This is a genomic window from Nocardia cyriacigeorgica (assembly GCF_005863245.1).
Classification (GTDB): Bacteria; Actinomycetota; Actinomycetes; order Mycobacteriales; family Mycobacteriaceae; genus Nocardia; species Nocardia cyriacigeorgica_C.
This window is the reverse complement of sequence record NZ_VBUT01000003.1, coordinates 278,867-305,843: the sequence shown is the minus strand read 5'-3', so window position 1 is coordinate 305,843 and position 26,977 is coordinate 278,867. Positions and strand designations below refer to the sequence as shown.

The window sequence follows — 26,977 nt, the reverse complement described above, 5'->3', positions numbered from 1 at the left end:
CAACAGCCCGGTGAGCTGGATCATGACCGAGGAGATGCGAGATGGGGATCGACCCGAACGCGCGGGTGCGCGAGCTGCTGGATTGTTACGACCGCGCCGATGCGAGTGCGGCCTGGCTGCTGTGTGACCGGCATCCGGCCGACGCCGTCGCCTTCACGATCATCGACAGCGATCTGTCGTCGACGGATCTGACCTACGGTGAGCTGCGCGCGAAGTCCGAGCGCTTCGCGGCCGCGCTGGCTCGGCTCGGGGTCGAGCCGGGTGATCGGGTCGCCACGCTCATGGCGAAGTCGGAAGACCTGGTGGTGGCCTTGCTCGGGATCTGGCGGCGCGGTGCGGTGCACGTGCCGCTGTTCACCGCGTTCGCGCCGCCGGCGATCGCGTTCCGGCTGGCGGCCAGCGGCGCATCCGTCGTGATCGCCGACCCGGATCAGGCGGGCAAACTCGCTCCCGGCGACGACATCCCGGCCGATCCGCCGTGGCGCACCATCGTCACCGGCGACGAGCCGGCCCCTGGCGGGCTGCGCATGCGCGACCTCATGGCCGACGACGCGGACGTCGAGCCCGCGGTGGCGGTCGGCGGCGACGGTCTGCTGGTCCAGTTGTTCACCAGCGGTACCACGGGCACGCCGAAGGGTGTGCCGATTCCGGTGCGCGCGCTCGCGTCCTTCCACGCCTATCAGGAGTTCGCGCTCGACGTCCGCCCCGACGACGTGTTCTGGAACGCCGCCGACCCGGGCTGGGCCTATGGCCTCTACTACGCGATCCTCGGGCCCCTGGCCAGCGGTACCCGCAGCCTGCTGCTGCATGCCGGCTTCTCCCCCGCGCTCACCTGGCAGGTCATGGACAGGTTCGGCGTCACGAACTTCGCGGCCGCACCGACGGTCTACCGCGCCCTGCGCGCCGACAGTGCGGCAGCGCCGAAGGTGCGGTTGCGGCGGGCTTCCTCGGCCGGTGAGCCGCTCACCCCCGAAGTAGTGGCCTGGTCCGCCGACACCCTCGGCGTCGCGGTTCGTGATCACTACGGTCAGACCGAGCACGGCATGGTGATCTGCAATGCCTGGCACGACGATCTGAACACCGAGGCCCCGGCGGGCTCGATGGGCCGGTCGCTGCCCGGTTGGGCGTGCGCGGTGCTCGCCGACGACGCCGATACCGAGGCCCCGACCGGACAGCTCGGCCGCATCGCCATCGACACCGAGCGCAGCCCGCTGCTGTGGTTCCTCGGCTACCTCGACGCACCCGAACGCACCGCGCAGCGCTACACCCCCGACGGCCGCTGGTACCTCACCGGTGACGCCGGCTCGCAGGATGCCGACGGGTTCTTCCATTTCTCGGCCCGCGACGACGACGTGATCATCATGGCCGGCTATCGGATCGGCCCCTTCGAGGTGGAAAGCGTGCTGGTGCTGCACGAGGACGTCGCCGAAGCCGCGGTGGTCGGCATGCCCGACGAGCTGCGCGGTGAGGTGCTGGAGGCGTTCGTCGTGGTGCGCGAGGGCGTCGAGGGCAGCGCTGAACTGGAGGCCGAACTCCAGACCCTGGTGAAGAAGAAGTTCGCCGCGCACGCGTACCCACGCCGGGTGCATTTCGTACCGAGTCTGCCCAAGACGCCCAGCGGTAAGGTGCAGCGGTTCCTGCTGCGTCAGCAGGGGGTGCGGTGATGACGACTCCCCTGCCCAGCTACACCTCGGGGATCTCCGAAACACCACTGCTCGGTGACACCATCGGCGCGAACCTCGACCGGACCGCGGCCGCGTTCGGCGACCGGGAAGCCTTGGTGGACTGCCCTTCCGGGCGTCGCTGGACCTACCACGAGTTGCGCGCCGCGGTCGACTCGCTGGCCACCGGGCTGGCCGGGCGTGGCATCGCCGCCGGTGACCGGGTGGGCATCTGGGCGCCGAACTGCCCGGAGTGGTTTCTCATCCAGTACGCGACCGCGAAGATCGGCGCGATCCTGGTGAATATCAATCCCGCCTACCGCACCAGCGAATTGCAGTATGTGCTCGAACAGGCGGGCGTACGAATGCTGGTGTCGGCGCCGGAGTTCAAGACCTCGAACTATGTGGCGATGATCGAACAGGTCCGTCCGGCTTGCCCCGGCCTGGAGCAGGTGCTGATCCTGGACACGCCGGCATGGGAAACGCTGGCGCGCACCACCGCCGACCAGGAACTGCTGGCGGCGCGGGCGGCGCAGCTGTCCATGGACGACCCGATCAATATCCAGTACACCTCAGGCACAACGGGTTTCCCGAAGGGCGCCACCCTCAGTCACCACAACATCCTCAACAACGGCTATTTCGTCGGGGAATTGTGCGGATACACCGAACAGGACCGGATCTGTGTTCCGGTGCCGTTCTATCACTGCTTCGGCATGGTGATGGGCAATCTGGCGGCCACCAGTCACGGTGCGGCGATCGTGATTCCGGCGCCCTCGTTCGCACCCGCCGCAACCCTCGCAGCCGTCGCCGCCGAACGCTGCACCTCGCTCTACGGCGTGCCCACCATGTTCATCGACATGCTGGCGCACCTCGACGAGCAGGAGGCGGATCTGTCGACGTTGCGCACCGGCATCATGGCCGGATCGCCGTGCCCGGTCGAAGTGATGAAACGCGTCATCGATCGGATGGGCATGCGCGAGGTGTGCATCTGCTACGGCATGACCGAGACCTCACCGGTGTCCACCCAGACCCGCCGCGACGACAGCCTCGACCGCCGTACCGCCACCGTCGGCCGGGTGGGCCCGCACCTCGAGATCAAGATCGTCGATCCGGTGACCGGACGCACCGTCCCACGCGGTGAGCCCGGTGAGCTGTGTACCCGCGGCTATTCGGTGATGCTCGGGTACTGGAACGATCCCGAGCGCACCGCCGAATCCATCGACGCCGCCCGCTGGATGCACACCGGAGATATCGGGGTCATGGACGAGGACGGATATGTCGCCGTCACCGGACGGATCAAAGACATGGTCATCCGCGGTGGGGAGAACATCTATCCCCGCGAAATCGAGGAATTCCTCTACACCCACCCCGATATTCTCGACGCCCAGGTGATCGGTGTTCCCGACCCGAAATACGGTGAGGAACTGATGGCCTGGGTTCGCCTGCGCGAGGGCGCGGCCCCGCTCGACGCCGACGCCCTCCGCGTGTTCTGCGCGGGCAAGCTCGCGCATTTCAAGGTCCCGCGTTATGTGCACGTCGTGGACGAGTTCCCGATGACGGTCACCGGGAAGGTGCGCAAGGCCGAAATGCGGGAGATGGCACGGTCATTGCTCGGGCTCGCTGAATGAGGTCTGCGGGCCGGGCTTACCCCGGCCCGCAGATCACGCGACACGTTTCAGGGTTGCTCCAGAACCGCGAACGGGATCGTCGCCTCCACCGGTTCGTCGAGTAGCAACACCCGCCGGTGCACCGCATGGGCACGGTAGCGGCGCCCCGACCAATCGAGCCGGTACTCCTCGATCTCCTCGATCCGTTCCTCTTTCTGATCGAGCCGGACGATCAGGTACCGGGGAATACCAGCGGCGGCGTACTGGATTCGCTTGTCGGTGATATCGGTGTCGATCGTCGACTCGGATGTCACCTCGACCACCAGGAGCAGGTGGTCACGTACGGTGTTGACGTCGTAGAGCTCGCAATCGCGAATCCACACGTCGGGGTACCGGATGTTCAGACGCCGATCCGCGGCAGCCGAATCCGCATCCGCGAACCGGGCGGCCACGTCGGAATCCACCACCATGCACGGCCCACCGTCCCGCCTGGCTGCCTCGAGCAGCCCCGCCAGCCGCCGCACCACCCGGCTGTGCAGCGGACTCTGGGCCATCAGACGCACAACGCGCCCGTCGACGATCTCGATATCGCCGAGCTCTGCGGCCGCACCCTCGGCGAATTCGTCAGCCGTCAGGCGCAGCTCATTCGGCGGATTCGGATCGCTCATACGACAGATCGTTACAGGAAGAATCCCGAGTCGTCACTACGGACCCCTGCGGTTCCCGGCATGCGCCGAATTCAGCTGGCTACTCCGAACCTGGCTCGTCGGTCTCGCGCAGCAGATCCGGTCGACGCTCACGAGTCCGGATCAGCGACTGCTCGCGCCGCCACGCGGCCACCTTCGCATGGTCACCCGACAGCAGCACCGGCGGGACGTCGAGGCCGCGCCAGCTCACCGGACGGGTGTAGCTCGGGCCCTCCAGCAGTCCGAGACCTTCGGACCCCGGCTCGACGGAAAACGAATCCTCTTGGTGGGATTGCTGATTGCCCAGCACGCCGGGAATCAGGCGGACCACGGCCTCGGTCATCACCAGCACCGCGGCCTCACCGCCGATCAGCACGTAATCGCCGATGCTGACTTCCTCGACGCGGACCCGGCGGGCGGCGTCATCGAAGACGCGCTGGTCGATGCCCTCGTAGCGACCGCAGGCGAAGACCAGATGCTTTTCCTTCGCCCAGCGGTGGGCGGTGGCCTGGGTGAAGGGCACGCCCGCCGGGGTGGGGACCACCAGCAGGGCGTCGTCGGGGCAGACCTCGTCGAGGGCATCGCCCCACACGGTGGGTTTCATGACCATGCCCGGGCCGCCGCCATAGGGGGAATCGTCGACGGATTTGTGCACGTCATGGGTCCAGCGACGCAGATCGTGCACATCGACGGAGATCAGGCCCTTATCGATGGCCTTGCCGAGTAGCGCGGTGCGCAGCGGCTCCAGATACTCCGGAAAGATGGTGACCACGTCGATCTTCATGGCCTCGACCGCCTCATTCGGGATCCAGCAGGCCCTCGGGCGGATCGATCACGACCAGTCCGTCGGCCACCGACACGGTGGGCACGATGGCCATCACGAACGGGATCAGGATCTCGCGGCCATCGTCGGCGGCGCGCACCGACAGCAATTCCCCTGCCGCCGAATGCAATACCTCGGTGACGGTGCCGACCGCGGTGCCGTCGGCGAGTTCGACGCGCAGGCCTTCGAGTTCGTGGTCGTAGTACTCGTCGGGGTCCTGCGAGGGCCCGAGGTCGTCGCTGTCGACCAGGAACAGCGTGCCGCGCAACGCGTCGGCGGCGGTGCGGTCCTCGACGCCGCTCACTTGCACGAGAAGCCGGCCCGAGTGCTCCCGGGCCGACTCCACCGTGAATTCACGAACTTCCTTCGACCGCGCCAACCGGCCGCGCAACGTCGAACCGGGCGCGAACCGCGCCTCCGGTTCGTCGGTGCGCACCTCGACGACCAACTCACCGCGCACGCCGTGCGACTTGGCGACACGACCTACGACGAGTTCCATCAGGCGTCGGTGTCCACCACGTCGACCCGGATGCCCCGGCCGCCGATACCGGCGACGAGGGTGCGAAGGGCGGTCGCGGTACGTCCACCGCGGCCGATCACCTTGCCCAGGTCATCGGGGTGGACGTGCACCTCGACCGTCCGTCCGCGCCGGCCGGTGATCAGCTCGACGCGCACGTCATCGGGGTTGGCGACGATGCCGCGAACCAAGTGTTCGACGGCATCGGCGACGACTGCACTCACGACTCCACCTCGCTGGCGCTCGGCTCCGTCGTGAGCGCAGGGCGCGCTGTGTCTTCGGTTCGCTCGCTGCGCTCGCTCACGATTACTCGGCAGCCTCAGCCGACTCGGCGCCCTCAGCGGCGTCGTCCTTCTTGGCGGCCTTCTTCTTCGGGGTGACGGCCTCGGCGACGGGCTCGTTGTCGGCGGCGGCGAGCGCGGCGTTGAACAGGTCCAGCTTGGACGGCTTGGCTTCCTTGACCTTCAGGGTGCCCTCGGCGCCGGGCAGGCCCTTGAACTTCTGCCAGTCACCGGTGATCTCCAGCAGGCGCTGCACCGGCTCGGTCGGCTGCGCGCCGACACCCAGCCAGTACTGCACGCGCTCGGAGTCGATCTCGATCAGCGAGGGCTCTTCCTTGGGGTGGTACTTGCCGATGGACTCGATGGCCCGGCCGTCACGACGGGTGCGGGCGTCCGCGACGACGACGCGGTACTGCGGGTTGCGGATCTTGCCCATGCGGGTGAGCTTGATGCGAACAGCCATGTGCTGATCTACCTTTCGGGGTTGGTCACGGCGCAATTCGGCGACCCGCATGGTCTGCGAGCCCGGTTTTGCGGTTGAAGTGTGTGACCGCCGCGCGGTGCGTAACCGGAGACGGGCTGACACTGTCCATACGGACGATCGATCATTGTGCCAGACGGCCCGCCCGCGCCAGAAATCGGTCCTGCGCGCACGCGAGCCGGCGACGTGCTTTCCTACTTGTTCGGGAACTTCAGCTTCGACAGATCGAAGCCCTCGAGACCCGGCGGGAGCTGGTCGAGGCCGGCGGGCATGCCGGACAGGTCGGGCATGCCCGCGGGCATACCGGGCATGCCGCCGGGGAAACCGCCGCGCACCTTCGGTGGGGTGGGGCCGCGGCCGCCCTTCTTGCCCTTCTTGCCCTTCTTGTTGCTGCGGCGGTTCGCGCCGGGCATGCCCATCTGGCGGCCCATCGCGGCCATCATCTTCTTGGCCTCGAAGAACCGGTCGACCAGCTGGTTGACCTCGGAGACCTGCACGCCGGAACCGTTGGCGATGCGCAGCCTGCGGGAGGCGTTGATGATCTTGGGGTTCTCCCGTTCGGCCGGGGTCATACCGCGGATGATGGCCTGCACGCGGTCGAGCTGCTTGTCATCGACCTGGGCCAGCACATCTTTCATCTGCCCGGCGCCGGGCAGCATGCCGAGCAGGTTGCCGATCGGGCCCATCTTGCGGATGGCCAGCATCTGGTCGAGGAAGTCCTCGAGGGTGAGTTCGCCGCTGCCGATCTTGCGCGCGGCTTCTTCGGCCTGCTGCTGGTCGTAGACCTGTTCGGCCTGCTCGATGAGGGTGAGCACATCGCCCATGCCGAGGATCCGGCTGGCCATGCGGTCGGGGTGGAAGACGTCGAAGTCCTCGAGCTTCTCACCGGTGGAGGCGAACATGATCGGCGCGCCGGTGACATTGCGGACGCTGAGCGCGGCACCACCGCGGGCGTCGCCGTCGAGCTTGGTGAGCACCACGCCGGTGAAACCGACACCGTCACGGAACGCCTCGGCGGTGGTGACGGCGTCCTGACCGATCATGGCGTCGAGCACGAACAGCGTCTCGTCCGGCTGCACCGCGTCGCGGATGCCGGCGGCCTGGGCCATCAGCTCGGCGTCGATACCGAGGCGACCGGCGGTGTCGACGATCACCACGTCGTACTGCTTCTGCCTGGCTTCGGCCACGCCGGCCTCGGCCACGGCGACCGGATCGGCGGCGCTGACACCGAGGGCATTGTCGCCACCGCCGATGGACGTGCCCGGATGCGGTGCGAACACCGGAACGCCCGCGCGTTCGCCGACGACCTGAAGCTGGGTGACGGCGCCGGGGCGCTGTAGGTCACAGGCCACCAGCAGCGGCTGATGCCCTTGCCCCCTGAGCCATTTGGCGAGCTTGCCGGCGAGGGTGGTCTTACCCGCACCCTGCAGACCGGCGAGCATGATCACCGTCGGCGGTGTCTTGGCCAGGGTGATGCGGCGGGTCTCACCGCCGAGGATGCCGACGAGTTCCTCGTTGACGATCTTGACGACCTGCTGGGCCGGATTCAGCGCCGCGGAGACCTCGGCGCCCTTGGCCCGCTCCTTGATCTTGGCGATGAATTCGCGCACCACCGGCAGCGCGACATCGGCTTCCAGCAGCGCGAGGCGGATCTCACGGCAGGTGGCGTCGATGTCAGCCGGCGACAGACGTCCCTTACCGCGTAGGTCCTTGAGGGCACCGGTAAGCCGGTCGGACAGGGATTCGAACACCGATCGCGCTCCTGATCTCGAGTGACGTCACTGCATCCCAGCGTAATGGGATCACCGGACTGCGCATGCAGCCGGTGTGTGCCGGGTGGGCGAGGTTACTCCGGAGTGCGCCGGCGCGGGGTGCGGATGCGCCGATAGTCGTGGTTTTCCCTGGCCACCATGAACGCGGCCTCGCGACCGGTCAACCCGAGCTCGAGAGCGAGACCGTCCAGCGCGGTACAGTCCCCCTCCACCGGCAGACCGGAGGTGGCCACGGTAGCCGCGATGGTCATCGCGGTGACGGCCTGGCGGCCGGTCAGGGTGCGGCCCGGTAACCAGGACACCACCCAGAGATCACCGCCGACGCAGCGGGCCACGTGCGGGGTCACATCACTGGTCATGATCGACGAGGCGACGACTTCGATTGCCACCGACCTGCTCCCCTCGTGTGCGAGCCCGACCCACCGATCCTAAGGGCCGCCGACCATGCCGTAGGGATTTCCAGCAAATCATGCGCAAAGGACTGATTTTCGGATAACGGCGAGGTCACAGCGCTGTTCGCCGCCGGAATCACGAAAACCGCCGTGGCTCAGGAACCTTCGTGCGTCCCGTTGTCTCCGGGTTTCTTCGGCGCGGGTCGCGGCACCACCGCCATGATCGCCTCTTCGATCCGCGCGCGACGGGCAGGCCCGGTATTGGGGCCTAGATCCAGACAGAACGCGTCGACCACGGCGGTGCCCATCGTCACGACCTTGGCCCAGCGCACATCCGCACCGCACTCGGCCAGCGCGGCGGCGAGCCTGCTCAACAGCCCGATCCGGTCCTCGGCGCGCAGCTGCATGATCACCTGACCGGGGGTGGCGGTCTCGGTCCACAGCAGCCGCGGCTGCGCCTTGGCGTACGGACTCAGCTGGGCGCCGACGGCCTCGCGTTCGCGTTTGGCGAGTTGACCGCGTAGATCCAGATCACCGGCGATGGCCCGGATCAGCTCCTGGCGTAGCAGGCCGGGGTCCGGCGGATCGCCGAATTTCGGCGACACCACGAAGGTGTTGATCGCCGAGGCCCCGGCACTGCCGAGCGCCGCCGACAGCACACGCAGCGAATGCAGCGCCAGCACTCCCGCGGCCTCGGACAGCAGCCCGGGCGTGTCGGGCGCGATGACGGTGACGACGTGGGTGTGTTTGCCCTCGCCGGGCGCGAGCGTCACATGCACGCCCCCGGCGGCGGCCTTGTCCAGCAGTTCCGGCGCGATGGGTTCGGGTTCGGGCAGTTCGTCGCCGGCCATGACCATGCGGCAGCGCCGCACCAGCTCACCGATCAGCGAGGCCTTCCACTCACCCCACACGCCGGGCCCGGTGGCCAGCGAATCCGCTTCGGCGAGGGTGTGCAGCAGTTCCAGCAGCTGCGCGTCGCCGTCGAGCGCGTCGACGACCAGCTGGACGGTGGCGGGATCGTCGAGGTCGCGGCGGGTCGCGGTATCGGGCAGCAGCAGATGGTGGCGCACGATCGCGCTGAGCGTGCGCACATCCGAGGGCCAGAGTCCGAGCCTGCGCCCGATGTGGGTGGCCAGTTCCGCGCCGACCACGCTGTGATCGCCCGCGCGGCCCTTGCCGATGTCGTGCAGCAGGGCACCGAGCGCGAGCAGATCCGGCCGGGCCACCCTGGTGCTCAGCGCGCTCGCGTACGCCACCGTCTCCATCAGGTGCCGGTCCACGGTCCAGGTGTGCAGCACATCGCGCGGCGGCAGATCGCGGACCGCGCCCCACTCCGGCAGCAGCCTGCCCCACAACCCGGTGCGGTCCAGCGCCTCGATCGCGTCGATGGTGCCCCGGCCCGCGCCCAGCAGCACCAGCAGATCGTTCAGCGCGTCCTTCGGCCAGGGTTCGCGCAGTTCCGGCGCGTCCTCGGAGAGCCGGTTGAGCGTATTCGCCGACATCGGCAGCCCGGTCTGCGCCGAGGCCGCGGCCACCCGCAGGATCAGGCCCGGATCGCGTTGCGGGCGCGCGTCGCGCGCCAGCACCACCTCACCGGCGTGCTCGACCACCCCCTCATCGAGTGGTCGGCGCACCGGCATCCGGCGCAGCCGGGCCAGGCCGCGCCGCGGCAGCGCGTTGGCGGCGGTCCGCAGCCCGACGTCCACCGAGTAGCTGACCGTGCGGGCGCAATCGCTGAGCGTGCGCGCCAGATCGAAGCGATCGCCGATCCGCAGCGCGGCACCGATCTCGTCGGCGTCCTGGGCCATCAGCTGATCGCGCGAGCGTCCGGCCACCCGATGCAGTTCGGTGCGCACATCCAGCAGCCTGCGATGAGCCTGGCGGACCCCGCCGCCGGGCACATCCGGACCGAGCCCCGGCATGGCATCGGTGAGCTGGGCGATGGCGAGGGCGTCGAGCAACTGGATGTCGCGCAGTCCGCCGCGGCCGTTCTTCAGATCCGGTTCGGCGCGGTGGGCGATCTCGCCGCTGCGCTCCCAGCGGGCCTTGGCCTGGGCGATCAGATCGTCGAACCGGGACCGGATGCCGGTCCGCCACTCCCGGCGCACCCCGCCGATGAGCAGGTTGCACAATTCGGCGTCGCCGACGATATGCCTGGCCTCGAGCATGCCGAGCGCGGCGATCATGTCGTCATTGGCCACCCGCAACGCCTGCGGGACGGTGCGCACACTGTGGTCGAGCTTGATGTGGGCGTCCCACAGCGGATACCAGAGCTGGTCGGCCACCTCGGCCACCCGCGCGGGGTCGACGTCGTCGTGCAGCAGCACCAGGTCCAGGTCGGAGTAGGGCAACATCTCCTTGCGCCCGAGCCCGCCCACCGCGACGACCGCGAGCCCGCTGTCGGCGGTGATCCCGAGTTCGGCGCCCTTGCTGGTCAGCCACAGTTCGTACAGGTCGACCAGCGCCGAGCGCAGCGATTCGGCGTCCAGGCGCGGATTGCGCGGCTGCCCGCCCTCGAGCAAGCGCCGCCGGGCCTTGACCAGATCGGCCGCGCCATTGGACACCACTGTGTTCTCGGCGGCCGGCTTGCCGCCATCGCCGTGCTCTCGCCGACTGCTTCCCACTGGCCCACACCACCCATTCACGCGGGCGGCCCCGCCCCGGCCGGAGGTCCGGCGGGAGCGGGGCCGCCGCTCGATTCGACTTCCCGCTACAGCGCGTCGGTGCCGCGCTCGCCGGTACGGACCCGGATGATCGTCTCGACCGGGGTCACCCAGACCTTGCCGTCGCCGATCTTGCCGGTGCGCGACGCCTCGACGATCACCTCGACGACCTTGTCCACCGAGGCATCATCGACGACGACCTCGACTCGAACCTTCGGTACGAAATCCACCGAGTACTCCGCACCGCGGTAGACCTCGGTGTGCCCCTTCTGCCGGCCGTAACCCTGCACCTCGCTGACGGTCATGCCCAGCACGCCCGCCTGCTCGAGACCGGTCTTCACGTCCTCCAGCGTGAACGGTTTCACGATTGCGGTGATCAGTTTCATGTCGTCATGCCTCCTTGACGGCCGAACGTGCCGTGCCACCCACAGCAGCGAAATCGTATGCGGTTTCCGCGTGCTCGGACTCGTCCATGCCGACGGACTCGCCCTCGGCGTCGGCGCGCAGGCCGATCGTGAACTTGATCAGGTAGGCGATGACGGCCGTGGCGACCAGCGAGTAGGCCAGCACCGTGAACGCACCGACGGCCTGCAGCTTCAACTGCTCGATGCCACCACCGTAGAACAGACCCTTCACCGCCGCGGGCGCTTCCGGCGCCGCGACCAGGCCGACCATCAGCGTGCCGAGCAGACCGCCGACCAGATGCACGCCGACCACGTCGAGCGAGTCGTCGAAGCCGAAGCGGAACTTCAGCCCGACAGCCAGGGCGCACAGCGCGCCGGCGACGATGCCGATGGCGAGGGCACCGACGACGTTGACCGAATGGCAGGCGGGGGTGATAGCGACCAGACCGGCCACGATGCCCGAGGCCGCACCCAGCGAGGTGGGCTTGCCGTCACGGAACTTCTCCACCACCAGCCAGGCCAGCAGCGCGGCACCGGTGGCGACGACCGTGGTCAGGAAGGCGGCACCGGCGATGCCGTTGGAGCCCACCGCGGATCCGGCGTTGAAGCCGAACCAGCCGAACCACAGCAGACCGGCGCCGAGCATGACGAAGGGCAGGTTGTGCGGACGGAACGGGGTCTTGGGCCAGCCGTTGCGCTTGCCGAGCACGATGGCGAGCACCAGGCCCGCGGCACCGGCGTTGATGTGCACGGCGGTACCACCGGCGAAGTCGATCGCCTTCAGGTTGTTGGCGATCCAGCCACCGGCCTCGGCGGTGACGCCGTCGAAGGCGAAGACCCAGTGCGCGACCGGGAAGTAGACGACGGTGGCCCAGACGCCGGCGAAGATCAGCCAGGCACTGAACTTCATGCGGTCGGCGACCGCACCCGAGATGAGGGCGACGGTGATGATCGCGAACATGGCCTGGAAGGCGACGAACACCGTCAGCGGGATGGTGCCCGCCAGCGGGATCGCGGCCTCGGCGCCGGACTCGGCGTCGGCCAGATACGCGCCACCGAAGATCTGCTTCAGCCCGAAGTACTGACCGGGATCACCGATGAGGTTGGCCTTGTCGTCACCGAAGGTGAGCGAGAAGCCGTAGAGCGCCCATAGGACGGCGACCAGGCCCATGGCGCTGATGCTCATCATGATCATGTTCAGCACGTTCTTGGAGCGGACCATGCCGCCGTAGAAGAACGCGAGTCCGGGTGTCATCAGCAGCACGAGTGCTGAACTGGCCAGCATCCATGCGGTGTCACCGGCGTCCGGCGCGCCGATTACGGGAAATGCCACCTTAATGTCCTCCTCATCTCGGGCCCCGCCGATTCCGGCGAAATGGACCTGCACAGAAGGTTGCTCATTCGGTGTTTCATCCGTGCCGCCCCCGTGTTTCACCTACGTGAACGGATGGCGCCCCCGTGTTGCTACCACGTTTCCAACTGTGCACAGGAGGTTTCCCCGAGGCTGTGAGCGGCGTGTCGTAACAGCGAACCCGCAGCTAACAGGGGTTCTCGGAGCGAGAAGGTGGAATCGGCGCGGCTCGCGGCGCGCCGCGCACGGCCCGGATCGGTGAGGTGCTCGATCCGGGCCGCGGCGCGGGGTCTCAGCCGAGCAGTGCGTCGACGAACGCGCCGGGCTCGAAGGGCGCCAGATCATCGGCCCCTTCACCCAGGCCGACGAGCTTGACCGGCACGCCGAGCTCGTGCTGCACCTGGAAGACGATGCCGCCCTTGGCGGTGCCGTCGAGTTTGGTGAGCACCACGCCGGTGATGTCGACGACCTCGGCGAACACCCTGGCCTGCATAAGGCCGTTCTGGCCGACGGTGGCGTCGAGGACCAGCAGCACTTCGTCGACCGCGGCCTTCTTCTCCACCACCCGTTTGACCTTGCCGAGCTCATCCATCAGGCCGGTCTTGGTGTGCAGGCGGCCTGCGGTGTCGATGAGCACGGCGTCCACGCCACGTTCGATACCGGCGGCGACGGCGTCGAACGCGACGGCCGCGGGGTCGGCGCCTTCTTTACCGCGCACCGTGTCCGCGCCGACGCGTTCGCCCCAGGTCTGCAACTGGTCGGCGGCGGCGGCGCGGAAGGTGTCGGCGGCGCCGAGCAGCACCCGGCGCCCGTCGGCCACCAGCACCCGGGCCAGCTTGCCGGTGGTGGTGGTCTTCCCGGTGCCGTTGACACCGACGACCAGCAGGATCGACGGATGATCGGGATGCGGCAGCGCCCGCACCGAACGGTCGAGCTCCGGACGCAGCGCCTCCACCAGCACGTCACGCAGCACCGCGCGCGCCTGGTCGGTGGTGCGCACGCTGCGCGCGGCCATCTCCTCGCGCAGCCGTTCAACGACGGCCGCCGTGCTCGCGGTGCCGAGATCGGCCAGCACCAGAGTGTCTTCGACCTCTTCCCAGGAGTCCTCGTCCAGATCGCCGCCGCCGAGCAGGCCGAGCAGGCTCTTGCCGACCGCGTTCTGCGAGCGCGACAGGCGCCCGCGCAGCCGGACCAAACGGCCCGCGGTGGGTTCGATCTCCTCGAGTGCGGGAGCGGGTTCGGCCTCGGCGATGGTGTGGGGCACGGCCGGAGCCGCGGGTGCCGTGTCGGCGGGCGGGGCGGTGTCCGCGGGGACGGTGTCTGCCGGTGCGGCACCGGTCGGTGACGTGTCGGTCGGTGCGGTCTCGGGGGCGGTCTCCGGGACGGCGGTCTCCGGTGCGGTCTGCTCGGCAGGCGCGGCCGTCACGTCGGTGGTGCCGGTAGCTGTCTCGGCCTGCTCCGCCTCGGGAGCGACCGTCTCGGGCGCCTCGGCGGTGGTCGTGTCCCCCGCGGGCGCTTCGGCCAGGTCGGTCGGTTCGGGCAGCGGCACATTGGTGATCCCGCGCCGCGGCGCGTCGCGCGGAATCGCCGCGTCGTCGCCGATATGCGGCTGGCCCTCGGTGTCGGTGCGTTCGGCGGGCAGCGGCTCGGGCCGGGTGGCGGTGGCCGTACCGCCCTGACTGAAATTGAAGCCCCCTGAGGCCTTATAACCGCCGGACTTGTCAGTCAGCTCCTTGTCTTCGGTCGGCGCCGTCAGCGATACCCGCCCGCTGCGATACCGGACGAATCCGACAACGAGCGCGACGAGTAGGACGGCGGCGATAGCCGCGATCAGAATCCAGGCTTCGGAACTCACGCCGACCATCCTTGCAGAACGAGTTCTCGCCGGTCATCGACCCGCCCGGAGCAGGACAGGCGTCCAGACACAGCCCGTGAGATTTCTTGTCCTGCGGAACTTCTCGCGGCGTGCCAATAGGATCGGCGACGTGACCGATCGAAACGTGCTTGGGGGTCCGCTCGAAGAGTGCGGCACCGATCCTCTGACCGGCTTCTACCGTGACGGCTGCTGCAGCACCGGCCCGGAGGATCTGGGCAGTCACACCGTGTGCACGGTCGTCACGACCGAGTTTCTGGAACACCAGGCTTCGATCGGCAACGACCTGAGCACCCCGCGCCCGGAGAACAATTTCCCCGGACTGCAGCCCGGGGACCGGTGGTGTGTCGTGGCGGTGCGCTGGTTGCACGCGCACGAGGACGGTGTCGCCGCACCGGTGGTGCTCGCGGCGACCCATGAGAACGCCCTGGAAGTGATCTCGATGGACATCTTGCGCAAATACGCCGTCGATGTCCCCGACGACGTCAGCGATCTGCTGTGAACAGTTGAGTACAGGTCCGGCGACCCGCCGCATGCGGGTCGCCGGTGTGGTCGATGCGTACCGAAGTGCTAGCAGTCCTCGAATTCGCGCCGCAGATCCTCCACGACCTGGTCCGGGTTCTCCCCCGGCAGCGGGTTGGCGGCGAGTGCCTTGCGGATGTCTTCGAGTGCTTCGACGCGGTACTGCCTGCGCGCCGAGGCGATCAACTGCTCGCGAATGTGTTCTTCCAGTGACAGCCCGGCGGCCGCCGCCCGCTGTCGGAGTACCTCGGCATCGTCGTCGGGAATGTCGCGCACTTCGATGGTGACCATGCCGACGACGATAGTGGCGCGAACACCCCCGCGCCGATCTTGTCCCGTCCGCCCCGCGGGCGCTCGGTGTCGGCCGGCTCAGCCCGACGCCGCGCCCACCGGAGCCAGGTTCTGCCCGCGCATCCGCTGCGAGATCACCTGGGTGATGCCGTCACCGCGCATGCTGACGCCGTAGAGGGCGTCGGCGATCTCCATGGTGGGCTTCTGGTGGGTGATGACGATCAGCTGGCTCTTCTCCCGCAGCTGTTCGAACAACCCGATGAGCCGGCGCAGGTTGGTGTCGTCGAGGGCGGCCTCCACCTCGTCCATCACATAGAACGGCGAGGGGCGCGCCCGGAAGATCGACACCAGCAGCGCGACCGCCGTCAGCGACTTCTCACCACCGGACAGCAGCGACAGCCGCTTGACCTTCTTGCCCGGCGGTCGGGCCTCCACCTCGATGCCGGTGGTCAGCATGTCGGAGGGGTCGGTGAGCAGCAGCCTGCCCTCGCCGCCGGGGAAGAGTTTGGCGAATACCTGCACGAACTCGCGTTCCACGTCGGCGTAGGCGTCGGTGAAGACCTGGAGGATGCGGGCGTCGACCTCGGCCACCACATCGAGCAGGTCCTTGCGCGCGCTCTTGACGTCCTCGAGCTGGGTGGCCAGGAAGTTGTAGCGTTCCTCGAGCGCCGCGAATTCTTCCAGCGCAAGCGGATTCACCTTGCCGAGGGTGGCCAGATCCTTTTCCGCCCGCTTGGCCCTGCGCTCCTGGCTCGCGCGGTCGAACGGCATCGGCGCGGGCGGTGTCACGTCCTCGCCGCGTTCCTTGGCCTGTTCGTATTCCTGCCATTCCAGCGCCGATGGCGGCAGCGGGACGTCGGGACCGTACTCGGCGATGAGGTCACCGAGGGCGATGCCGAACTGTTCGGCAATGGTGGCCTCGAGCTGTTCGATCCGCAGCGCCGCCTGCGCCTTGGCCACTTCGTCGCGGTGCACGGCGTCGGTGAGCTGGGCCAACTGGGCGGTCAGGGCGCGCACCCGCTCCTTGATCTGATCCACCTGGGCGGCGCATTCGGTGCGGCGACGCACCAGCTGATCGCGACGGGCGGCGGCCTCGGCGACCACCACCTCCAGTTCGGCGGCCACCTTCGCCCCCGATTCGGCGACGGCGGCGGCCACCGCGGCGGCCTGCTTGCGGGCGGCCTGGGCACGTTCGGCCCTGGCGCGCGTCTCACGTTCGGCGCGGGCAGCGCGACGCAGCCCGTCGGCCTTACCGCGCACCGATTCGGCGCGTTCCTCGGCGGTGCGCACGGCCAGCCGCGCCTCGACCTCCATGGAGCGGGCTTCGGCGAGCGCTGCGGCGGCTTCCTCGCGGGCCCGGCCTGCCGCCTCGGTGCTCGCGGCGCCGAGTCCGTCGTCGTCGATGCCGGATTGTTCGAGTTCGGCGTGGCGCAGCCGGTCCTCGAGTTCGGCGAGGGCGGCCAGCGCCTGCTCCCGGCCGTCCTCGGCTTCGGCGCGCTGGGCGGTGAGCCGGTCGATATCGGCGTGCGCGCTGCGTGCGGTGTGGCCGAGCCTGCCGAGCCGCTCGTAGATCGCGACCAGGGCCTGGTCGGATTCATGCAACGCCATCAGGGCGTGGTCGACGGCGTCCTTGCGATCGGTTTGTTCGGCGAGGGCACCGGCCAAGGCGGCCTCCAGCTCCTCGGCACGGCGTTTGGCCGCGACCAATTCGGCTTCGGCGGCGTCGATATCGGCCTGGATCTCGAGCTGGCTGGGTGCCCGGTCGGAGCCGCCGAGCACCCAGCCGGTGCCGGCGAGATCACCGTCGACGGTCACCGCCCGCAGCTGCGGGCGCGCCGCGAGTAGGTCGGCCGCGGCAGCGAGGTCGTCGACCACGACGACGTCGGCCGTGAGCGCGGCGACGGCGGCATGCACGGTATCGGCACAGTCGACCACCGCCCCGAGCCAGCGCGCGCCCGCGGGGAGAGCCCCACCGTCGGCTTCCGCGGCGCCGCGAGCGGGCCTGCGCTCACCGGTCGATCCAGCGCCCGCTGCGGTCGCACCGGCCTCGGTGGTCGCATCGCCCGCCCCGGCCGTGCCGAAGACGAGCGCGGCCCGGCCCCCGTCGGCGGCCTTGAGCGCGTGGACGGCGGCATAGGCGGTGTCGCCTGAAGCAGCCGCGACGGCATCGGCGAGCGGACCGAGCACCGCGGCCACGGCGGCCTCGAATCCGGGATGCACCCGGATCAACGTCGACAGCGGGCCGAGCAGGTCCTGCCCGTGATGTTCGGTGAGCCAGCCCGCACCGTCACGACGGGCCAGGTTCATGCCGAGCGCTTCGATCCTGGCGGTCAGCGAGGCGACCCGCTTACCGGCGTCGCGATCCTGCTCGCGCAGTTCGTCGACGCGCTGGTCGGCCAGTTTCAACGCCTGCACGGCGTGTTCGTGCTGTGCGTCCAGGCCCGCTTCACCGGCGTCGAGATCATCGAGTTCGGCTTGGACCGCATCGAATTCCTCCTGGGCCGCCTCGCCGCGCTGCCTGGCCTCGGCGATGGCGACCGACAGCCGGGAGATCTCGGCGTCCACCGATTGCGCGCGGGTGCGCAGGGTGTCCACCTGCCCGGACAGCCGCGCCAGACCCTCGCGCCGGTCGGCGATGGCGCGCACGGCGGCGAGGTGGGCCTGCTCGGCGGCCTTGGCGGCGTGTTCGCGTTCGGCCAGCGCATCGCGGGCGGCTTCGAGGGTCTCGGTCGCCATCTCCACCGCTTCGCGCAGTTCGGCCTCTTCGGCCTCGACCCGATCGGCTTCGGCTTCGAGCTGGTCGGGGTCGCGGCCGGTGCCCACGGGGGTGCTGGTGTCCAGGTGACGGGCGCGGTCGCCGGCGATGCGGATGGTCGCGTTGACCCGTTCGGCCAGCGCCGAGAGCTGGAACCACAGCTGGGCGGCGGCCTCGGCGCTCGGGGTGAGTTTGCCGAGCTGGAATTCCTGCTGGGCCAGCGCGGCATTGGCGGCGTCCAGTTCGGACTGCACGGTGATCTGTTGTTCGCGGGCGTAGGCCTCTTTGCTCTGCTGACTTTCCAGCTCGCGGCGCCTGGTCACCAGGTCGTCGGCGGCCAGGCGCAGCCGGGCATCGCGCAGGTCGGCCTGCACGGTCTGCGCGCGGCGGGCGACCTCGGCCTGCCTGCCGAGCGGTTTGAGCTGACGGCGCAGTTCGGTGGTGAGGTCGGTGAGCCGGGCCAGATTGGCCTGCATGGCGTCGAGTTTGCGGACCGCCTTTTCCTTGCGTTTGCGGTGCTTGAGCACGCCCGCGGCCTCTTCGATGAACGCGCGACGGTCTTCCGGGCGCGATTCCAGGATCGCCGAGAGCTGGCCCTGTCCCACGATGACGTGCATTTCCCGGCCGATACCGGAGTCGCTGAGCAGTTCCTGCACGTCCATCAGCCGGCAGGAGCTGCCGTTGATCTCGTATTCACCCGCGCCGTCGCGGAACATCCGCCGGGTGATGGAGACCTCGGCGTAGTCGATGGGCAGCGCGCCGTCGGAATTGTCGATGGTCAGCGTGACCTCGGCGCGCCCGAGCGCGGCCCGGCCCGCGGTGCCGGCGAAGATGACGTCCTGCATCTTGCCGCCGCGCAGCGCCTTGGCGCCCTGCTCGCCCATCACCCAGGTGAGCGCGTCGACGACGTTGGACTTTCCGGATCCGTTCGGCCCGACCACACAGGTGATCCCCGGCTCGAACCGCAGCGTCGTCGCGGACGCGAAGGACTTGAACCCCTTCAACGTCAAGCTCTTCAGATGCAAATCCGGCGACCTTTCCCGTGTACTGCCGTGGAGAGCACTGGCCCGGCACCGCCCCGTCGTATCCGGCGACCAGTCATGGTAGCCGCCCGCGACGGGGCGCGGTCCACCCCAGGCTAATGACCGGCCGCCGAATCCCCGGCATTTCACCGGCGGCGCGGGGCCACCGAAGCGGTGGTACAGCACACCGGCAGCATCCGCCGCCGGATCAGGCCGAGCGGCAGGACCGCCCGGATTCGAAGCCGGTGAGTGCGCGGAAGGCCAGCACCGCGCCCCAGGGCCCGATCACCCAGATCGGCCACGGGTAGGTGAATTCGCCTGCCGCCAGCGAGATGGTGCCCCAGATGACCAGCACCAGCACGCTGACCGACACCCAGGAAGCGGCTTCGATGCGCTGCCAGACCGGGATGCGCGGCCGCTGCGACTTGTCGGCGGGCGCCTTCGGCAGTTTCGGCAGGTCCGACAGCACGAGGCCGAGGTCGTCGCGGGTGGTGGTGGCCCACACCGTCGCCACGCGCTGGTCGTATTCGGCGAGGTCGAGCCGGCCGTCGGCGAGGTGCCTGCTCAGCAACTCCACGGTTTGGGCGCGTTCGGCGTCGGAAGCGCGGGTACCCGGCGAGATGTCCATGGCTGCTCCTAATACAACAGGGCCCGGGGTGCGAACGATCGAGCCACATTCCACAGTGGAATACGGAACAAGAATGCGCCTTCCACAGTGGAATGTCAAGAGGTGCTGCGACGGCCCGAGCCACCGCGACCGCGAGCGATCAGAGAATGGCGAACGCGACGACCAGGCCCAGCGCGAAATGCGCGGCCGCGACGATCAGGGCCTCGATGGCGAACCGCTCCGCGTGGATGACCGCACCGATATCGATGCCGATCGCCTTCTCCACCACCCGCACCGAGACGATCTGCGCGATGATGCCGACCAGCCCGAAGACCGCGGCCGCGATCAGGCCCTCCAGCAGCCGACCACCGGCGGAGAAGATCGCGAGCACCACGATGAACGCCATGCTGATCATGCCCGCGGCGGTGACCACGATGGCATTGGGCCGCCCCTGCGCCACCAGCGCTCGCAGCCGCCCTGGAGTGGTCAGATCGATGCCGTAGAAGCCGATCACCATCAGCACCAACCCGACGACGGCGTAGAGCAAAATGGCCCCCACGCCGTCCGCCAGCGAACTCCAGTAGCTCGAATCGAGGGCCAGAGCGGTCATCGTGATCCTTCCCAGGGACGTCGAATGCGGCGCGGTGCGCCCACGCAATCTATTCGGTGATGATCCGATGCGGTACGAAGGCGGCGCCGTCGTCGGTGATCAGGCCCGCGGTCTCCCGGATACCCAGTCCCGCCGCTTCCTCGCCGACCACCCAGGTTCCGAGCACCGGACGCATGTCGTCGAACACGGGCAGCGGATCGAGCAGCTGGTAGACGTAGCCTTCCTCGCCGTACACCCCGCCGGTGGCGGTTTCCAGGCCGGCACCGACGATCGTCATATTCGCGCCTTCGCGGCCGAGCTTGGGTTTGCGGATGTATTCGGTGAGCTCGTTCGGCTGATCGAGATAGGCGGGCAACAGATTCGGGTGACCGGGATACATTTCCCACAGCACCGCGAGGATCGCCTTGTTGCTGAGCAGGGTCTTCCACAGCGGTTCGATCCAAGCGGTCTCGGGCAGCGAGTCGACCACCCGCTTACCGAATTCGTCGTCGAGCACCCACTCCCACGGATACAGCTTGAAGATCGCACCGATCGGCGCCTCGGCCAGATCGACGAACCGGTCCAGTTCGGTGTCGTAGCCCACTTCCTCGATCGGCAGCGCGATGGTGTCGAAGCCGGCCTCGGCAGCGGTTTCCTGCATGTAGGCGGTGGTGACGTTGTCCTCGCCGGTGGCGTCGGCACCGGACCAGGTGAAGTGCAGATGCGCACCGGGCAGCGCGCCGCGCAGATCCGACCAGCGCTGCACCAGCTTCTCGTGCAGCGAATTCCATTGATCCCCACCGGGATAGCGGTCGGTGAGCCAATGCCACTGCACGATCGCCGCTTCCAGCAGGGAGGTCGGGGTGTCGGCGTTGTATTCGAGCAGCTTGGCCGGGCGCCGGGCGTCGTAGCGCAGATCGAAGCGGCCGTACACGTACGGGTCACCGCGACGCCAGGATTCGGCGATCGGCCCCCAACTCCATTCGGGCAGCCCGAAATCGCCGAAACGCTCGGTGAGTACGACATGCTCGACGGCGTTCAGACACATCGAATGCAGCAGTTCGACATCGGCTTCCAGGGCGAGGATCTCGTCCATCTCGAACTCGTAGTGCACCGATTCGTCCCAGTACGGTCGCGGATTACCGCTGGCGTCGCGGCCGGGCGCACCGTAGACCAGGCCCTGGTCCTCGGTGATCTGCTGCCAGCCCGGACGGGGGGTGTCGCGGACCCGCCGCATCAGGAACCTCCGCCGGATTTGCTGCCGAGCCCGCCGCGCTGGATGACGGTGCCGCTCTTGGTCGTGATCTCCGCGCCCTTGGGTTTGACCGTGGTCCCGCCGGTGGGCGTTTGGCCGACGGTGTTGTTGCCGCCGTAGTAGTAGCGGTACTGCATGCCGTTGTAGATGAAGATGCCGCCGACGCCGGCATGCCCCGACGAACTGGCCCGGCTGCACCTGTCGTCCTCGACCACGGTCTCTTTACCGTTCTCGTCGATGACAGTGCAGTAGGCGGTGACCCGGTCCGGCGCGGCAATCGCCCGGTAGGCCAGATAGCCACCGCCGACCAGCGCCGCCACGCCCACCACGGCCGCGCCGCCGATCATGACGCGCTTGCGGGTGCGGCGAGCGGCTTCCTCGCGTGCGGCGGCCGCCTGCGCCTCGGCTTCGGCCTTCCTCCGGGCCTTGTCCCTGGCCCGCGCCTCGGCGACCGTCGGCGGACGCGGCTGGGTCAGGCCGGGTTCCTGGCGATGGATGCTGCCGGGCCGAGGAGGCTGGTCGGGCTGCGCGGGTTCCCGCGGTTGCGACGGCTTCGACCGGGACGGACGACCCGGCTCCGGCTGAGGCTCCGGTCGACCGGATTCCGGCTCGCCTGGCACCGGCTGACCGGGCGGCCGCGCAGTCCCCGCCGCCGAACCGCTGTCGGCGTCACCCGAGTTCTCCGGTGGGCCGCCGGTATTCGGAGTCTCGCTCATCTGTGCTCTCCTCCCCGCCCGGTCGGTGGATCTAGCGCTCCTCGAATCCGTTCAGATCGCCGCGCGCGGGCTCCCAGTTCTCCACCACCAGGGTGACACGACCGGGCGTCTCGCCGCCGCGCAGCAGGGCCAGCAGACGTTCGCACGCGGCCCGCGGCCCCTCCGCGACGACGTGCACGCGGCCGTCGCGAGCATTGGTGGCGTGCCCGGTGAGGCCGAGTTCCAGTGCGCGCGACCGGGTCCACCAGCGAAAGCCCACGCCCTGCACCAGACCGTGCACCCAGGCGCTGAGCCGAACCGGCTGCGTGGCCTGCGACATCAGTCGGCGGTGTCGATATCGAAGGACAGGGTGACGTTGGTGCCCGCCTTCAGAGTGCGTCCGACGGTGCACACCTTGTCGATGGCGCGCTGCACGGTCACCAGCAGCCGCTCGCGGGCCTCGGGGTCGAGTTCGCTGAGGTCGAGTTCGAAGACCTCGTCGAGCTGCGGGTAGACCTCGTTCTCGCGGTCGGCGGCACCGGAGACGCGGATCGTCGCGTCGTAGTTGTCGCCGAGGCGGCGCGAGAGCGGGAAGTCCGAGCTGAGCCCGGAGCACGCGGCGAGTGCGATCTTGAGCAGCTCACCGGGGGTGAACACGCCCGGCACGTTCTCCGATCCGATCAAGACCTCGGCTCCGCGCGAGCTGCGTCCGGTGTAGCGCCGGGTCCCGGTGCGCTCCACCCACAGGGTGGTCGATCCGGGTGCGGCATTGTTCGTGGACGTGGTGGTGCCCGCGGGTGCGGCGGTGTCGGTCACGGGTGCGGCGGTGTGTTCAGCCATGGGCTCGATCCTGCCATCTCGGTTCGGCGGCGATGCACGCCTGCCAACATCGCGGCCGGCGCGCTCATTCCTGGAAGCGGTAACCCATGCCCGCTTCGGTGAGCAGATGCTTGGGCCGCGAGGGATCGTCTTCGAGCTTGCGACGCAGCTGAGCCAGGTAGACGCGCAGGTAGTGGGTCTCGGTGGCGTAGGCCGGACCCCACACCTCGCGCAGCAGCTCCCGGCGCCCGACCAGCTTGCCGCGGTGGCGCACCAGCATCTCGAGCATGCCCCATTCGGTGGGCGTCAGATGCACGTCGGCGCCGTTCTTGGTGACCTTCTTCGCGGCGAGGTCGACGGTGAACGAGGCCGTCACCACCACCGGGTCGCCGGAGTCGCCGTCGACGGCGCCGCGCCGCACGGCCGCGCGCAGCCGGGCCAGCAGTTCGTCCATCCCGAACGGCTTGGTGACGTAGTCGTCGGCGCCGGCGTCGAGGGCTTCGACCTTGTCGGAGGAGTCGGTGCGCGCCGACAGCACGATCACCGGCGCCGAGGTCCAGCCGCGCAGGCCGGCCAGCACCTCGATGCCGTCCATATCCGGCAGCCCGAGGTCGAGGATCACCACATCCGGATGCCGGTCCGCGGCCACCCGCAGCGCGGCCGTCCCGGTGCCCGCGGTGAAGACCTCGTATCCGCGCACGGACAGGTTGATCCGCAGGGCGCGCACGATCTGCGGTTCGTCGTCGACCACCAGCACCTTGGTGGCGATCGCGTCGGGCGACTTGTCGGTCATCGCGGCTTCCTGGTCGAGTCGGAGGCACCGGATGTCCCGGTGCGTGCGGTCGGCGGCGGCGGTGCTGGTCATGTGACTTCGGCGTGGTCGGTGCCCTGGGCCGGATCGTCGCCGCGTGTTCGGCCCGCCGCATCCATTGTCGCCGCAGGTTCGCCGGCAGCGTCGCCGTCACGCACCGGGTCCTGCGCTGGGGCCGCGTCCTCGCCGGCCGGCAGTTCCACCAGCATGGTCAGCCCACCGCCGGGCGTCGGTTCGGCATGCACCGTGCCGCCCATCGCCTCGACGAATCCGCGCACCACCGACAAACCGAGCCCGACGCCGGTGGTGTTGTCCCGGTCGCCGAGCCGCTGGAACGGTTCGAACAGCTGTTCTTCGGCACCGGCCGGGATGCCGGGCCCGATATCGACCACGGCGATGGCGACCTTGCCGCCGTCGCGTTCGGCGGTGATCCGGATCGGCGTGCCAGGGGTGGAATGGCGCAGCGCGTTGTCGATGAGATTGGCCAGGACGCGTTCGAGCAGCCCGCCGTCGGCGCGCACCGACAGCGCGTCCACCTCGACCTCCACCCGGTCCATCGCCGCCCGCCGCAGCCCGCGCGCGCCCATCCCGACGCCGACCAGCGCGCGATGCACCACCTCGTCCAGGTAGACCTGCCGCAGCTGCGGCGACACCACCCCGACCGCCAGCCGCGACGAATCCAGCAGGTTGCCCACCAGTGCGGTGAGCTGGTCCACCGATTCCTCCACCGTCTCCAGCAGTTCGGCGGTGTCCTCGGGCGAGAACTCGACGTCATCGCTGCGCAGGCTCGACACCGCCGCCTTCGCCCCCGCCAACGGGGTGCGCAGATCATGGCTGACCGCCGACAGCAGTGCTCGCCGCAGCCGGTCGGCTTCCAGCAGCGCCGCCGCCGCGCCCGCTTCCTCGGCCAGCCGCGCCTGCCGCACCAGCCCGACGGCCTGGTTGGCCACCGCGGTCAGCACCGGACGGTCCCCGGCCGCCAGTGGATGCCCGGCCAGCAACAACCGGTGCACCGTGTCGCCGGCTTCGATGGTGGTGTCGGCCTGATCCGGCTGGGCGGGCGGCTCGGCACCCACGGCGGCCAGCACGTGCTCCCCCGCGACCAGCGCCACCGCCCGCATGCCGTAGGTCTCCCTGACCTGTTCGAGCAGCTTCAGCAGATCGGCACCGTGCAGCACCGCGCCGGCGAAGACGGTCAGCAGCTCGGCCTGCCGGGAAGCCTTGCGCGCCTGCCTGCTTCGCGCGGCGGCCCGGTCCACCAGCGCGGCCATCGCCACCGCGACGATGAGCAGTACCGCGATGGTGAAAATACTGTCGGGTTCGTTGACGGTGAGGCTGTAGCGCGGCTCGACGAAAAACCAGTTCAGCAGCACACCCGACAGCAACGCCGACATCGCCGCGGGCAACACGCCACCCAGCAGCGACACCAGCACCACCGCGACGAAGAACATCGCGCTGAGCCCGCCCAACTCGAGCGCGCCGTCGAGGAACCAGGCACCGATCGCGCACACCAGCACCGGCACGACCAGCGCCGCGAGCCAGGCCCAGACCGGGCGCCGCAGTATCGCCCAGGACCTGCGCAGTCCGCGGTTGGCTTCCTCGTGGGTGACCATGTGGACGTCGATCTTGCCGGACTGCTGCACCACCGCGGAGCCGATGCCCTCGTCGAAGATGCGCGCCCAGCGGGAACGCCGTGAGGTGCCGAGCACGAGCTGGGTGGCATTGACCTCGCGGGCGAATTCCAGCAGCGCCGCGGGCACGTCCTCCCCGGTCACGGTGTGCAGTGACGCGTCAAGGCTGGCGGCGAGTTCGCGCAATCGGGCCAGCCGCGCGGTGGACACCCCGGCCAGGCCGTCACCGCGCACCACATGCACCACGACCAGATCGGCGCTGGACTTGGTCGCGATGCGGCTGGCCCGGCGCACGATCGTCTCCGATTCCGGGCCGCCGGTCACCGCGACCACCACCCGTTCGCGGGCCTCCCACAATTCGGTGATCCGGTGATCGGCCCGGTATTTCGCCAGCGCCGCGTCGACCTGGTCGGCCAGCCACAGCAGGGCCAGTTCCCGCAGGGCGGTGAGGTTGCCGGGCCGGAAGTAGTTGCGCAGCGCGGCGTCGACCTTCTCGGCGGCGTAGACGTTGCCGTGCGACATCCTGCGCCGCAGCGCCTCCGGGGTGATGTCGACCAGTTCGACCTGTTCGGCGCCGCGCACCACCGCGTCCGGCACGGTTTCGCGCTGCTGGATGCCGGTGATCTGCTCGACCACGTCGTTGAGACTTTCCAGGTGCTGCACATTGACCGTGGAGATCACGTCGATGCCGGCGTCGAGCAGTTCCTCGATGTCCTGCCAGCGTTTTTCGTTCTTGCTGCCCGGCGCGTTGGTGTGGGCGAGTTCGTCGACCAGCACCACCGCGGGTGCGCGGCGCAGCACCGCCGCGACGTCGAGTTCCTGGAATGCCGTGCCGCGGTATTCGATGATCTTCGGCGGAATCCGCTCGATGCCGTCCAGCAGGGCGGCGGTCTTGGCGCGGCCATGCGTTTCGACGACGGCGGCCACCACATCGCGGCCGCGTTCGAGCCGCCGGTGCGCTTCGCCGAGCATGGCGTAGGTCTTGCCGACTCCCGGCGCGGCGCCCAGGTAGATCCGCAGATGCCCGCGCTTCACTCGTCCATCATCGCGCGTCGCGCCTGCGCTGCTCGGGCGGGGCGCACGGGCAGCACCCGCAGGTGGCGGCGTTCCTGTCGCAGGCTGATCATGCGAAGGATCAGCGCGCAACAGAGGAAGCCGAAAACGACCACAAGGGTCACAGCCGACACGAGGAGCTCCTTCCACAACCTGTGCACCGGTCGCGTGCGGGATTCCGACTGGCCGGCGTCCCACTTCTACCGCGCGTTTCGGGCGCGAGCCGCGTCTTTACGGTCTCCTTACGGCCTGGCCGTCGTCTTTGACAGCTTCCTTCCGGATGACCGGATGAGGTGTCAACGAAACGCAAATGCCGCGCCCGGCGGCGCCAAGAAGTCGTAAGGAAAGGCCTCGACTGCCCTTCTGGGCGCTTGACTCGATCTCCGGCGCGCTTCACCTGACGAAGCGCGAAGGAG

The 26,977-nt window shown here is 69.1% G+C and carries 25 protein-coding genes; 3 read left to right on the top strand and 22 right to left on the bottom strand.

Annotated features, from left to right (window positions below; genetic code table 11):
* Positions 1–41 precede the first annotated feature (41 nt).
* On the top strand, positions 42–1,664 hold the full coding sequence (locus FEK34_RS07885) for an AMP-binding protein (RefSeq protein ID WP_138447196.1): 1,623 nt from the start codon (positions 42–44) through the stop codon (positions 1,662–1,664).
* On the top strand, positions 1,664–3,289 hold the full coding sequence (locus tag FEK34_RS07880) for an AMP-binding protein (protein ID WP_138447195.1): 1,626 nt from the start codon (positions 1,664–1,666) through the stop codon (positions 3,287–3,289). The genes FEK34_RS07885 and FEK34_RS07880 overlap by 1 nt, the downstream gene beginning before the upstream one ends.
* A 47-nt stretch (positions 3,290–3,336) precedes the next feature.
* Here the strand turns inward: FEK34_RS07880 and FEK34_RS07875 are convergent, their stop codons facing one another.
* The 11 genes from FEK34_RS07875 to ftsY form a co-directional block, all read right to left on the bottom strand.
* Positions 3,337–3,936 carry a Uma2 family endonuclease gene (locus FEK34_RS07875; RefSeq protein ID WP_138447194.1) on the bottom strand — a complete coding sequence of 200 codons (600 nt, stop codon included), beginning with the start codon at positions 3,934–3,936 and terminating at the stop codon, positions 3,337–3,339.
* Between the two features lie 79 nt (positions 3,937–4,015).
* Positions 4,016–4,738: a tRNA (guanosine(37)-N1)-methyltransferase TrmD gene (trmD, locus tag FEK34_RS07870; RefSeq protein ID WP_138447193.1), complete on the bottom strand. Its 723-nt coding sequence runs from the start codon at positions 4,736–4,738 to the stop codon at positions 4,016–4,018.
* Between the two features lie 13 nt (positions 4,739–4,751).
* Positions 4,752–5,276, bottom strand: a complete 525-nt coding sequence (gene rimM / locus FEK34_RS07865) for a ribosome maturation factor RimM (RefSeq protein WP_138447192.1) — start codon at positions 5,274–5,276, stop codon at positions 4,752–4,754.
* Positions 5,276–5,518, bottom strand: coding sequence for an RNA-binding protein (locus FEK34_RS07860; protein ID WP_014352088.1), 243 nt, complete (start codon positions 5,516–5,518; stop codon positions 5,276–5,278). Before FEK34_RS07860 ends, rimM begins: the two co-directional genes overlap by 1 nt.
* Before the next feature lie 82 nt (positions 5,519–5,600).
* The gene (gene rpsP / locus FEK34_RS07855; RefSeq protein WP_138447191.1) at positions 5,601–6,038 is read right to left on the bottom strand and encodes a 30S ribosomal protein S16; all 438 of its coding nucleotides are present in this window, start codon (positions 6,036–6,038) and stop codon (positions 5,601–5,603) included.
* A gap of 212 nt (positions 6,039–6,250) precedes the next feature.
* The gene (gene ffh / locus FEK34_RS07850) at positions 6,251–7,807 is read right to left on the bottom strand and encodes a signal recognition particle protein (protein WP_138447190.1); all 1,557 of its coding nucleotides are present in this window, start codon (positions 7,805–7,807) and stop codon (positions 6,251–6,253) included.
* Between the two features lie 95 nt (positions 7,808–7,902).
* Positions 7,903–8,217, bottom strand: coding sequence for a hypothetical protein (locus tag FEK34_RS07845; RefSeq protein WP_138447189.1), 315 nt, complete (start codon positions 8,215–8,217; stop codon positions 7,903–7,905).
* A gap of 158 nt (positions 8,218–8,375) precedes the next feature.
* Positions 8,376–10,844 carry a [protein-PII] uridylyltransferase gene (locus FEK34_RS07840; RefSeq protein ID WP_138447188.1) on the bottom strand — a complete coding sequence of 823 codons (2,469 nt, stop codon included), beginning with the start codon at positions 10,842–10,844 and terminating at the stop codon, positions 8,376–8,378.
* 86 nt (positions 10,845–10,930) lie between these two features.
* The gene (locus FEK34_RS07835; protein ID WP_014352094.1) at positions 10,931–11,269 is read right to left on the bottom strand and encodes a P-II family nitrogen regulator; all 339 of its coding nucleotides are present in this window, start codon (positions 11,267–11,269) and stop codon (positions 10,931–10,933) included.
* Positions 11,270–11,273: 4 nt separating this feature from the next.
* Positions 11,274–12,572 carry an ammonium transporter gene (locus FEK34_RS07830; RefSeq protein WP_432760940.1) on the bottom strand — a complete coding sequence of 433 codons (1,299 nt, stop codon included), beginning with the start codon at positions 12,570–12,572 and terminating at the stop codon, positions 11,274–11,276.
* Positions 12,573–12,930: 358 nt separating this feature from the next.
* Positions 12,931–14,493: a signal recognition particle-docking protein FtsY gene (gene ftsY, locus FEK34_RS07825; protein ID WP_138447186.1), complete on the bottom strand. Its 1,563-nt coding sequence runs from the start codon at positions 14,491–14,493 to the stop codon at positions 12,931–12,933.
* A 130-nt stretch (positions 14,494–14,623) separates the two neighbouring features.
* Between ftsY and FEK34_RS07820 the strand changes: the two genes are divergently transcribed.
* Complete coding sequence (locus tag FEK34_RS07820; protein ID WP_036538374.1) at positions 14,624–15,013, top strand: DUF2237 family protein; 390 nt, start codon at positions 14,624–14,626, stop codon at positions 15,011–15,013.
* 68 nt (positions 15,014–15,081) lie between these two features.
* Here FEK34_RS07820 and FEK34_RS07815 read toward each other — a convergent pair whose 3' ends face one another.
* The 11 genes from FEK34_RS07815 to FEK34_RS29920 all read right to left on the bottom strand — a co-directional run bounded on the left by FEK34_RS07815 (position 15,082) and on the right by FEK34_RS29920 (position 26,695).
* Positions 15,082–15,324, bottom strand: coding sequence for a FitA-like ribbon-helix-helix domain-containing protein (locus FEK34_RS07815; RefSeq protein ID WP_014352098.1), 243 nt, complete (start codon positions 15,322–15,324; stop codon positions 15,082–15,084).
* Between the two features lie 78 nt (positions 15,325–15,402).
* Positions 15,403–19,104: a chromosome segregation protein SMC gene (smc, locus tag FEK34_RS07810; protein ID WP_138447185.1), complete on the bottom strand. Its 3,702-nt coding sequence runs from the start codon at positions 19,102–19,104 to the stop codon at positions 15,403–15,405.
* Positions 19,105–19,309: 205 nt separating this feature from the next.
* Entirely contained in the window at positions 19,310–19,729 is a 420-nt protein-coding gene (locus FEK34_RS07805; protein WP_138447184.1) for a DUF1707 SHOCT-like domain-containing protein, read from the bottom strand.
* A 139-nt stretch (positions 19,730–19,868) separates the two neighbouring features.
* Complete coding sequence (locus FEK34_RS07800) at positions 19,869–20,318, bottom strand: DUF350 domain-containing protein (RefSeq protein WP_138447183.1); 450 nt, start codon at positions 20,316–20,318, stop codon at positions 19,869–19,871.
* 49 nt (positions 20,319–20,367) lie between these two features.
* Positions 20,368–21,534, bottom strand: a complete 1,167-nt coding sequence (locus FEK34_RS07795; protein ID WP_138447182.1) for a glutathionylspermidine synthase family protein — start codon at positions 21,532–21,534, stop codon at positions 20,368–20,370.
* Entirely contained in the window at positions 21,534–22,049 is a 516-nt protein-coding gene (locus tag FEK34_RS07790; RefSeq protein ID WP_212748733.1) for a hypothetical protein, read from the bottom strand. The genes FEK34_RS07795 and FEK34_RS07790 overlap by 1 nt, the downstream gene beginning before the upstream one ends.
* A 250-nt stretch (positions 22,050–22,299) precedes the next feature.
* Positions 22,300–22,587 carry an acylphosphatase gene (locus FEK34_RS07785; RefSeq protein WP_138447181.1) on the bottom strand — a complete coding sequence of 96 codons (288 nt, stop codon included), beginning with the start codon at positions 22,585–22,587 and terminating at the stop codon, positions 22,300–22,302.
* Positions 22,587–23,087, bottom strand: coding sequence for an OsmC family protein (locus FEK34_RS07780; protein WP_138447180.1), 501 nt, complete (start codon positions 23,085–23,087; stop codon positions 22,587–22,589). Before FEK34_RS07780 ends, FEK34_RS07785 begins: the two co-directional genes overlap by 1 nt.
* A gap of 64 nt (positions 23,088–23,151) precedes the next feature.
* A complete protein-coding gene (locus FEK34_RS07775; protein ID WP_138447179.1) occupies positions 23,152–23,859 on the bottom strand; it encodes a response regulator in 708 nt (235 codons plus the stop codon).
* 68 nt (positions 23,860–23,927) lie between these two features.
* Positions 23,928–26,543, bottom strand: a complete 2,616-nt coding sequence (locus tag FEK34_RS07770; protein WP_138447178.1) for a sensor histidine kinase — start codon at positions 26,541–26,543, stop codon at positions 23,928–23,930.
* On the bottom strand, positions 26,540–26,695 hold the full coding sequence (locus FEK34_RS29920; protein ID WP_171048083.1) for a hypothetical protein: 156 nt from the start codon (positions 26,693–26,695) through the stop codon (positions 26,540–26,542). The genes FEK34_RS07770 and FEK34_RS29920 overlap by 4 nt, the downstream gene beginning before the upstream one ends.
* Positions 26,696–26,977 lie beyond the last annotated feature (282 nt).

Bases quoted from the DNA above. Each gene is read 5' to 3' on its own strand.
- FEK34_RS07885 (WP_138447196.1), top strand. From the start codon at position 42: ATGGGGATCGACCCGAACGCGCGGGTGCGCGAGCTGCTGGATTGTTAC.
- FEK34_RS07880 (WP_138447195.1), top strand. From the start codon at position 1,664: ATGACGACTCCCCTGCCCAGCTACACCTCGGGGATCTCCGAAACACCA.
- FEK34_RS07875 (WP_138447194.1), bottom strand. From the start codon at position 3,936: ATGAGCGATCCGAATCCGCCGAATGAGCTGCGCCTGACGGCTGACGAA.
- trmD (WP_138447193.1), bottom strand. From the start codon at position 4,738: ATGAAGATCGACGTGGTCACCATCTTTCCGGAGTATCTGGAGCCGCTG.
- rimM (WP_138447192.1), bottom strand. From the start codon at position 5,276: ATGGAACTCGTCGTAGGTCGTGTCGCCAAGTCGCACGGCGTGCGCGGT.
- rpsP (WP_138447191.1), bottom strand. From the start codon at position 6,038: ATGGCTGTTCGCATCAAGCTCACCCGCATGGGCAAGATCCGCAACCCG.
- FEK34_RS07835 (WP_014352094.1), bottom strand. From the start codon at position 11,269: ATGAAACTGATCACCGCAATCGTGAAACCGTTCACGCTGGAGGACGTG.
- FEK34_RS07830 (WP_432760940.1), bottom strand. From the start codon at position 12,572: ATGCTGGCCAGTTCAGCACTCGTGCTGCTGATGACACCCGGACTCGCG.
- FEK34_RS07815 (WP_014352098.1), bottom strand. From the start codon at position 15,324: ATGGTCACCATCGAAGTGCGCGACATTCCCGACGACGATGCCGAGGTA.
- FEK34_RS07805 (WP_138447184.1), bottom strand. From the start codon at position 19,729: ATGGACATCTCGCCGGGTACCCGCGCTTCCGACGCCGAACGCGCCCAA.
- FEK34_RS07800 (WP_138447183.1), bottom strand. From the start codon at position 20,318: ATGACCGCTCTGGCCCTCGATTCGAGCTACTGGAGTTCGCTGGCGGAC.
- FEK34_RS07795 (WP_138447182.1), bottom strand. From the start codon at position 21,534: ATGCGGCGGGTCCGCGACACCCCCCGTCCGGGCTGGCAGCAGATCACC.
- FEK34_RS07785 (WP_138447181.1), bottom strand. From the start codon at position 22,587: ATGTCGCAGGCCACGCAGCCGGTTCGGCTCAGCGCCTGGGTGCACGGT.
- FEK34_RS07780 (WP_138447180.1), bottom strand. From the start codon at position 23,087: ATGGCTGAACACACCGCCGCACCCGTGACCGACACCGCCGCACCCGCG.
- FEK34_RS07775 (WP_138447179.1), bottom strand. From the start codon at position 23,859: ATGACCGACAAGTCGCCCGACGCGATCGCCACCAAGGTGCTGGTGGTC.